Annotated in this window: 6 protein-coding genes and 1 pseudogene; all 7 read left to right on the top strand. The window is 32.3% G+C overall.

What is annotated here, in order from left to right; translation table 11 throughout:
• Positions 1 to 148: 148 nt before the first annotated feature.
• Positions 149 to 1,054, top strand: a pseudogene (gene pyrB / locus Q326_RS17530) (aspartate carbamoyltransferase); the annotation flags it as partial.
• Entirely contained in the window at positions 1,037 to 1,255 is a 219-nt protein-coding gene (locus Q326_RS18920) for a hypothetical protein (RefSeq protein WP_245592117.1), read from the top strand. The pseudogene pyrB and the gene Q326_RS18920, both read left to right, overlap by 18 nt.
• Positions 1,239 to 2,414, top strand: a complete 1,176-nt coding sequence (locus Q326_RS0114370) for a dihydroorotase (protein ID WP_026896003.1) — start codon at positions 1,239 to 1,241, stop codon at positions 2,412 to 2,414. The genes Q326_RS18920 and Q326_RS0114370 overlap by 17 nt, the downstream gene beginning before the upstream one ends.
• The gene (pyrE, locus tag Q326_RS0114375; RefSeq protein WP_026896004.1) at positions 2,407 to 2,979 is read left to right on the top strand and encodes an orotate phosphoribosyltransferase; all 573 of its coding nucleotides are present in this window, start codon (positions 2,407 to 2,409) and stop codon (positions 2,977 to 2,979) included. Before Q326_RS0114370 ends, pyrE begins: the two co-directional genes overlap by 8 nt.
• Positions 2,980 to 3,031: 52 nt before the next feature.
• Complete coding sequence (carA, locus tag Q326_RS0114380) at positions 3,032 to 4,099, top strand: glutamine-hydrolyzing carbamoyl-phosphate synthase small subunit (RefSeq protein ID WP_026896005.1); 1,068 nt, start codon at positions 3,032 to 3,034, stop codon at positions 4,097 to 4,099.
• 2 nt (positions 4,100 to 4,101) lie between these two features.
• Positions 4,102 to 7,305 (top strand): carbamoyl-phosphate synthase large subunit, encoded by a 3,204-nt coding sequence (carB, locus tag Q326_RS0114385; RefSeq protein WP_026896006.1) that lies wholly within the window; start codon positions 4,102 to 4,104, stop codon positions 7,303 to 7,305.
• Between the two features lie 348 nt (positions 7,306 to 7,653).
• On the top strand, positions 7,654 to 8,288 hold a 635-nt coding region (locus tag Q326_RS0114395), incomplete at its 3' end, for a 3-hydroxyacyl-CoA dehydrogenase NAD-binding domain-containing protein (RefSeq protein ID WP_026896007.1).

An 8,288-nucleotide genomic window follows, 5' to 3' on the forward strand; every position in this document is an offset into this window, starting at 1 on the left:
AAAGAATTATCCTTCGCTAATTATTCTATAAGTATATTTTAGCCTTAGGATATCTCTTTGTAAAAGTGTAATAAGAAATAAAATAAATTAATATGCTTAGAACACTTTTAAGAGTGGTTCTAAACATATTATACGAGGAGGTAACTTAATGAATAATAAAAGACATTTAATTTCACCTATGGATTTTTCTAAAGGAGAAATAGATGATTTACTGGAATTAGGAGAAAAGATAGCTAAAGACCCAAAGGAATATGCTAATGTATGTAGTGGTAAAATATTGGGTAGCCTATTCTTCGAACCTTCAACTAGAACAAGACTTAGTTTTGAAGCAGCTATGAATAGATTAGGTGGTAATGTAATAGGATTTTCTGAGGTGGCTTCATCTTCTGTGACTAAAGGAGAATCCACACAGGACACAATAAGAACCATATCGGGATATACTGACATAATAGCAATGAGACATCCTATAGAAGGAGCGCCAAAGGCTGCAAGTTTTACATCTTATGTACCTGTTATTAATGCGGGTGATGGAAGTCACCTTCATCCAACCCAAACATTGACAGATTTACTCACGATAAAAGCGTTGAAAGGACATATATCAAATTTTAAGATTGGACTTTGTGGTGATTTAAAGTTCGGAAGAACAGTCCATTCCCTCGTCAAGGCGTTATCTCTATATGAAAATATACAATTCGTATTTATTTCCCCAACGGAACTTCAAATGCCTCAATATATAAAATCTCATGTAAAAAATAAATATTGTGAAGTAAGGAATATAGAGGATTGTATAGAGGATTTAGATATACTCTATATGACTAGAGTTCAAAAAGAGAGATTTTGTTCTGAACAAGAATACTTGAGATTAAAGGATAGTTATATTCTTGATAGATATAAATTAAGTAAAGCGAAAAAAGATATGTTGATATTACATCCATTGCCAAGGTTAAATGAAATAAATGTAGACGTAGATGAAGATTCTAGGGCAGTATATTTTCAACAGACCAAGTATGGAATGTATATAAGGATGGCATTGATAATGAAACTATTGGGACTTAGTGAAAAGTCTCTTAATCCGATAAAAATACCAGAAGAAAGAATTAGGCTTTATGATTGTAAATGTGGAAATTCTAAGTGTATTACAAATACAGAAAATGTTGAGCCATTATTTTATCATATAGACAAAGATACCTATGGATGTTTATATTGTGATAATAAAGTGAAAGGCAGGGAAATACATCATGATATTGCTAATTAAGAATGTTCATATAGTGGATGGGGAACAGAGTATATATGGCAATATATGTATAAAAGATGGCATTGTGCATAAGGTGATAAAGCACGCAGATATTATTAATTATGAAGATATAGATATAGTAATAGATGGAATGGGAAAAACATTGATGCCATCTTTTATAGATATGCATACTCATTTGAGAGAACCAGGGTATGAATATAAAGAAACCATGTTTACAGGGCAGAAGGCAGCACTAAGTGGGGGATATACCATATTATGTCCAATGGCCAATACCAATCCCCCTTGTGACAATGAAGTAGTAATGAAATATATAAAAGAAAAAGCAAATGAACAGAGTTTATGTGATATATATCAAATATCAGCTGTAACAAAGGGTTTACAAGGGAAAGAACTTATAGATTTTGAGACAATGAAGGAAGCAACTCAATTATTTTCAGATGATGGGTATTCGATAATGAATCAAGAAATTATGGAGAGGGCATTAATGGCCTCTAGAGAGTTTGATATAAAGATATTGACCCATTGTCAGCCTGAATCACAGTTGATTAAAAGGGACTTAAAGATACTGGAAGATTTTGGCGGAAATCTACACATATGTCATGTAAGTGAAAAGGAAAGTATAGGAGAAATAGTGAGGGCCAAAAATAGAGGAAGTAAATTTACCTGTGAAGTAACTCCACATCATATATTTTCTCATGATCTAGATTATAGGGTAAATCCACCTATTGGAGACAAGGAAGACAATAGAGCGATAATGAATGCAATAAAAAAAGGATATATAGATATTATAGCAACAGACCATGCCCCTCATAGTAAAGAGGATAAGAAAAAAGGGAGCCCAGGTATATCTAATATAGAGGTTGCATTTGCTATGGTCAATAAGAAATTCAAAGAATGGGATATAGAATTGACTGTGTTAAGTAGAATGATGAGTAAAATTCCAGGCGAAATACTGGGCTTAAATAGTGGTTTGATAAAGGAAGGGTATGAGGCCAATCTGGTCTTAATAGATGATAATCACCAATACAAGATAGATAAAGATACATTTATATCTAAAGGCAAGAATACACCCTTTAATGATATGTATGTACAAGGCAAGATATTGTTTACTATGAAAAGAGGAAAAATATTATATAAAGGAGAGGAATTTTGTGGATAGAGATATTTTCAACCTGTTAAAAGAAGGAGAAGCAGTATTAGAAGGGCATTTTAAATTGTCATCGGGAAATCATAGCAATATGTATATACAATGTGCTAAGGCATTACAAAATCCTAAAAGAGCTGAAAAATTGATGAGATATATAAAAGAACAGATTAAAGATTTAGATATAGATTTAATAGTGGGACCAGCAATGGGAGGAATAATTGCTGCATATGAACTGGCAAGACAAATGGATAAAGATGCCATATTTACTGAAAGAAAAGATGGAATTATGCAGTTGAGAAGAGGATTTTCAGTGAAAAAAGGGCAAAAGATACTTATATGTGAAGATGTAATTACTACAGGAAAGTCTTCTTATGAAGTTAAAAGGTTATTAGAAAGCATGGGGGCAGAAGTGGTTGGTTTGGCATGTATAGTAGATAGGAGAGCCTCAGATTGCAAATTTGATTTAGATATATATAGTGCAATAAAATTAGAAATAGAAATATATGAACCAGGTGATTGTAAATTATGTGATAAAGGATTAGAGTTAGAAAGCCCAGGAAGCAGATTTATAAAGTAATGTTTCAGCTACTTTAATTTGATTCTGAGAGGTCAAAAAGGAGTGATTTGTATTGAAGGCTAAATTGATATTAGAAAATGGAATGATATTTGAAGGAAATGCATTTGGATATTTAAAGGAATCTGTGGGAGAAGTGGTATTTAATACAGGTATGACAGGATATCAGGAAATACTTACAGATCCATCATATTATGGACAAATAGTGACATTGACTTACCCTCTCATAGGAAATTATGGAATAAATTTAGATGATATGGAGTCCAATAGCCCCAAGGTAAATGCAATTGTAGTTAGAGAATATGCAAAGCACCCTAATAATTTTCGATGTGAAATGGATTTAGAAGGTTATTTAAAATCCAATAGTATAATAGGACTTTATGATATAGATACTAGAGCTCTCACTAGGACAATAAGAGACCAGGGTACTATGAAGGGAATAATAGCCCTTAGAGATTTAACTGAAAGTCAAATAAAAAATAAATTTGATAATTTTTCTAATAAAAGAGCTGTGGACAGTGTTACAACTAAAGAAGTGTATCAGTTGAATAAATTAGGAAAGAATAGACATGTAGCAATAATAGATTTTGGTATAAAGGAAAGTATAATAAAAGGATTCTTAGATAGAGATTGTAAAGTAACTGTGTTTTCTGCAAAAACAACAAGTGATGAAATATTGTCATATAATCCCGATTTAATATTTTTATCTAATGGGCCTGGAGACCCAAAGGACTTAGAATGTATACCAGAAGTTATAAGGATATTGTCTGAATATAAACCAATAGCAGGTATATGTTTAGGACATCAGCTAATGGCATTATCCTTTGGGGCCAATACTGTAAAACTTAAATTTGGTCATAGGGGATGTAATCACCCTGTAAAAGATATATCTACAGAAAAGATATATATAACATCTCAAAATCATGGATATGTGGTAGAAAAAGTACCAGAAGATTTTCATATAACCCATATAAGTTTAAATGATAATACTATAGAGGGCATGGCACATAATACTAAAAATATATTCACTATTCAATTTCACCCTGAGGCTTCCCCAGGACCAGTGGAATGTAATAAGTTATTTGATAAGTTTATAGAACTTGCATCAGAGGGGAGGAATTAGTTATGGCTAAGGATAAAGATATTAAAAAGGTATTAGTAATTGGCTCAGGGCCCATAGTAATAGGGCAAGGGGCAGAGTTTGACTATTCAGGAACACAAGCTGTAAGGGCGTTAAAGGAAGAAGGTATAGAGGTAGTTTTAGTCAACAGTAATCCAGCTACTATAATGACAGATAAGATTATTGCAGACAAGGTATATATCGAGCCTCTGACTGTAGCATTTATAGAAAAGATAATATTAAAGGAAAGACCTGATGCATTATTAGCTACTATGGGAGGGCAGACAAGTCTAAACATGGCGGTTAAGCTATATGATGCAGATGTATTGGATAGATATGGAGTAAAAGTAATAGGTACATCTATAGAGTCAATAAAAAAAGGAGAAGATAGGGAACTTTTTAGACAGCTAATGAAAGATATAGGAGAACCTATAATAGATAGTAAAACCATATCTACATTGGAAGAAGGGGTAGAATTTTCTAAGAAAATAGGATTTCCTATAATCGTAAGGCCTGCCTATACATTGGGAGGAGAAGGTGGAGGTATAGCTGAGGACTTAGAGGAACTGAAGGAAATATTACAGCTGGGATTGTCCTTAAGTCCTGTATCTCAAGTACTTCTTGAAAAGTCTATAAAAGGCTATAAAGAGGTAGAATATGAGGTAATGAGAGATGGAAAGGGTAATTGTATATCGGTATGTAATATGGAAAACATAGATCCAGTGGGTATTCATACGGGAGATAGTATAGTAGTAGCTCCTAGTCAAACATTGTCGGATAAAGAGTACCAAATGCTTAGGAGTGCTGCATTTAATATAGTAGATGCAATAGATTTAAAGGGAGGATGTAATGTACAATTTGCATTGAACCCTGAAAGTATGGAGTATGCAGTAATAGAAATCAATCCTAGGGTTAGTCGCTCCTCAGCCTTGGCATCAAAGGCTACAGGATATCCCATAGCAAAGGTAGCTGCTAAGATTTCATTGGGATATACTTTAGATGAAATTATAAACCCCGTTACAGAGAAGACATATGCTTGTTTCGAGCCAAGTCTAGATTATGTAGTAGTAAAGATTCCAAAATGGCCCTTTGATAAATTTAAGAATATATATAAGCATTTGGGGACAAAGATGATGGCTACAGGAGAAGTTATGGCTATAGGTGCCAATTTTGAACAAGCATTTTTAAAGGCCATAAGGTCTTTAGAGATAGGACAATATTCATTAGACTTTAAACAGTCAATGGGAAAAGGCTTGAAGGAATTAAAGGAAAATATAATTACCCCAGATGACGACAGGATATTTTATGTAGCTCAGATGCTCAGAGAAAATTATAGGGTGGAGATGATAAGTAAGATTACAGGGATAGACCTATATTTTCTAAATAAGTTAAAGGGAATTGTACAATGGGAAGAGCAACTGAAAAATATGAGTATAAAAGATTTGAATAAAGATGTGCTATTGACATTAAAAAGATTAGGATTTTCTGATAAAGGGATATCGGAATTATTAGATGTTGATTTGGATACTATATTGAACTTAAGAGAAAATTATAATATAATACCTTCATATAAAATGGTAGATACCTGTGCAGGAGAATTTGAGGCTGTATCACCTTATTATTATTCTACTTATGAACAGTATGATGAGGTAATTCCTTCTGAAAACAAAAAGGTATTGATAGTAGGGTCTGGTCCCATAAGGATAGGTCAAGGTATAGAGTTCGACTATTGCAGTGTTCAAAGTGTAATGGCTATGAAGGAAATGGGTATTGAAACTATAGTAGTAAATAACAATCCCGAGACAGTTAGTACAGATTTTGATATATCTGATAGATTATATTTTGAACCTCTTACCGAGGAAGACGTATATAATGTAATATTAAAAGAAAGGCCCGATGGAGTAATACTTCAGTTTGGAGGACAAACAGCTATAAAATTAGTTAAATTTCTAGATAAAAAAGGCATAAAAATATTAGGAACCCAGAAAAAGGGAATAGATCAAGCAGAAGATAGGGAAAAATTTGATAATGTGTTGGAAAAACTTAATATTGTAAGGCCTAAAGGAAAGGGCATATTTACTAAAGAACAGGGACTGAAATTTGCAAATAAGATAGGTTATCCTCTATTGGTTAGACCTTCATATGTATTGGGAGGTAGCAGAATGGAGATAATAGACGAGGAAGCAGGACTTATTAGATATTTAGATGAGAATATAGTACAGAAATTGGATAATCCCATATTGATAGATAAGTATATAAAAGGCATAGAATTAGAAGTAGATGCCATATATGATGGGAAAGATGTATTGATACCAGGTATAATGAGGCATTTAGAAAGGGCAGGAGTTCATTCGGGAGACAGTATGACCATGTATCCTGCTTATGGAGTATCTGAGGATATAAAAAGAAAAATATTGATGTATACTGAAAATCTAGCTAAAGAGTTAGAAGTTATAGGGGTAATAAATATACAGTTTATAGCAGATAATGATATATTGTATGTAATCGAAGTAAATCCTAGATCTAGTAGGACTATACCGTATATAAGCAAGGTTACCGGAGTAAATATAGTAAAGGTTGCAACTATGGTTACATTAGGGAAAAAATTAAAGTCTATGGGGTATGATACAGGTATATATAGAGAAGCTGACTATATTAGTGTGAAGGGCCCAGTGTTTTCGACCAGAAAGTTACCAGGGTTGGAGGTAAGCTTAGGACCAGAGATGCGGTCTACAGGAGAGGTATTAGGGATAGGAAAAAATATAGAAGAAGCATTGTATAAGACATTTATAGCGGCAGGATTTAATTTACAATTTAAAAACAAGGCTATAATAGCTACCATAGGAGATAGACACAAATTAGAATTTGTTAATATGGCAAAAAAGATAAGTGAATTAGGATTTAAGATATACAGTACCGTAGGCACATATAAAATTTTAAAGAAAAATAATATAGATGCAGAAGTTATAGGTAAAATAGATGATAAAGGAAAAAATATCTTAGATATTATAAAAAATAAAGAGATAGATTTTGTAGTAAATACTCCTACTAAGGGGAATCAAAGCAAAAGAGACGGGTTTAAGATAAGGAGAAAGGCTTTGGAAAACTCTATAGATGTGTTTACATCACTGGATACAGTTAATGCTCTATTGAATATAGTTGAAGATAAAGAGGAAGAAATGAAAGTATATAGTCTGCAAGAAATGTAAAAAAAATAAACATGTAAAAAGTATATACTGCGGGTAAACTATGGCATATCATGAAGTTAATGACTTAACAATCAAATATGTAAAATATATATACACTTTTCATAAAAAAATAAATATATAACAGGAAAAAACTCAAAAAGACATGGTTTATAAAAATCATGTCTTTTTTTATTTTTTGTTTTTTAAAGGTGTTTAGCATTGAAAAATGCATATTTAAAGAGAGTAAATTTATATATAAAGTTAACGAAAAATAGTGTTTTTTATATATTTGGTATAGTTTTTGCTTTATATATGGGTGTGAGAGAAAGTGAAAACCTTTGCTAAAACCAAAAAGGAGGAGAAATCAATATGAAAGTATGTGTATTAGGAGCAGGAACCATGGGTTCAGGTATAGCTCAAACATTTGCACAATCAGGACATGAAGTAGTTATAAGAGATTTGAAGCAAGAATTTTTAGATAAGGGTGTTGCTACTATAACTAAGAACTTAGATAGAGCAGTATCAAAAGGAAAGCTTACAGAAGAAGCTAGAAATGATATAAGAGCAAGAATAACAATAACAACAGAATTAAAAGATATAAAAGATGTAGATTTAGTTGTGGAAGCAGCAGTAGAAAATATGGATATTAAAAAGAAGATATTTGCAGAATTAGATGAAGTATGTAAAGCAGAAACTATATTGGCATCAAATACATCTTCATTATCAATAACAGAAATAGGAAGTGCTACTAAAAGACCAGATAAGGTAATAGGAATGCATTTCTTTAATCCAGTACCAGTTATGAAATTAGTAGAAGTAATAAAGGGTATAGCAACATCAGATGAAACAAAGAATACCATAGTAGAATTATCAAAGGATTTAGGAAAGAGTCCAGTAGAAGTAGAAGAGGCTCCAGGATTTGTAGTTAATAGAATACTTATACCAATGATAAATGAAGCAGTGGGTATATTGGCAGATGGAGTAGCTACAGCAGAAGATATAGA

Source organism: Clostridiisalibacter paucivorans DSM 22131 (genome assembly GCF_000620125.1).
GTDB lineage: Bacteria > Bacillota > Clostridia > Tissierellales > Clostridiisalibacteraceae > Clostridiisalibacter > Clostridiisalibacter paucivorans.

Excerpts from the sequence above, each read along its gene's own strand:
- Q326_RS18920 (WP_245592117.1), top strand. The coding sequence starts at position 1,037 with ATGAAACTATTGGGACTTAGTGAAAAGTCTCTTAATCCGATAAAAATA.
- Q326_RS0114370 (WP_026896003.1), top strand. The coding sequence starts at position 1,239 with ATGATATTGCTAATTAAGAATGTTCATATAGTGGATGGGGAACAGAGT.
- carB (WP_026896006.1), top strand. The coding sequence starts at position 4,102 with ATGGCTAAGGATAAAGATATTAAAAAGGTATTAGTAATTGGCTCAGGG.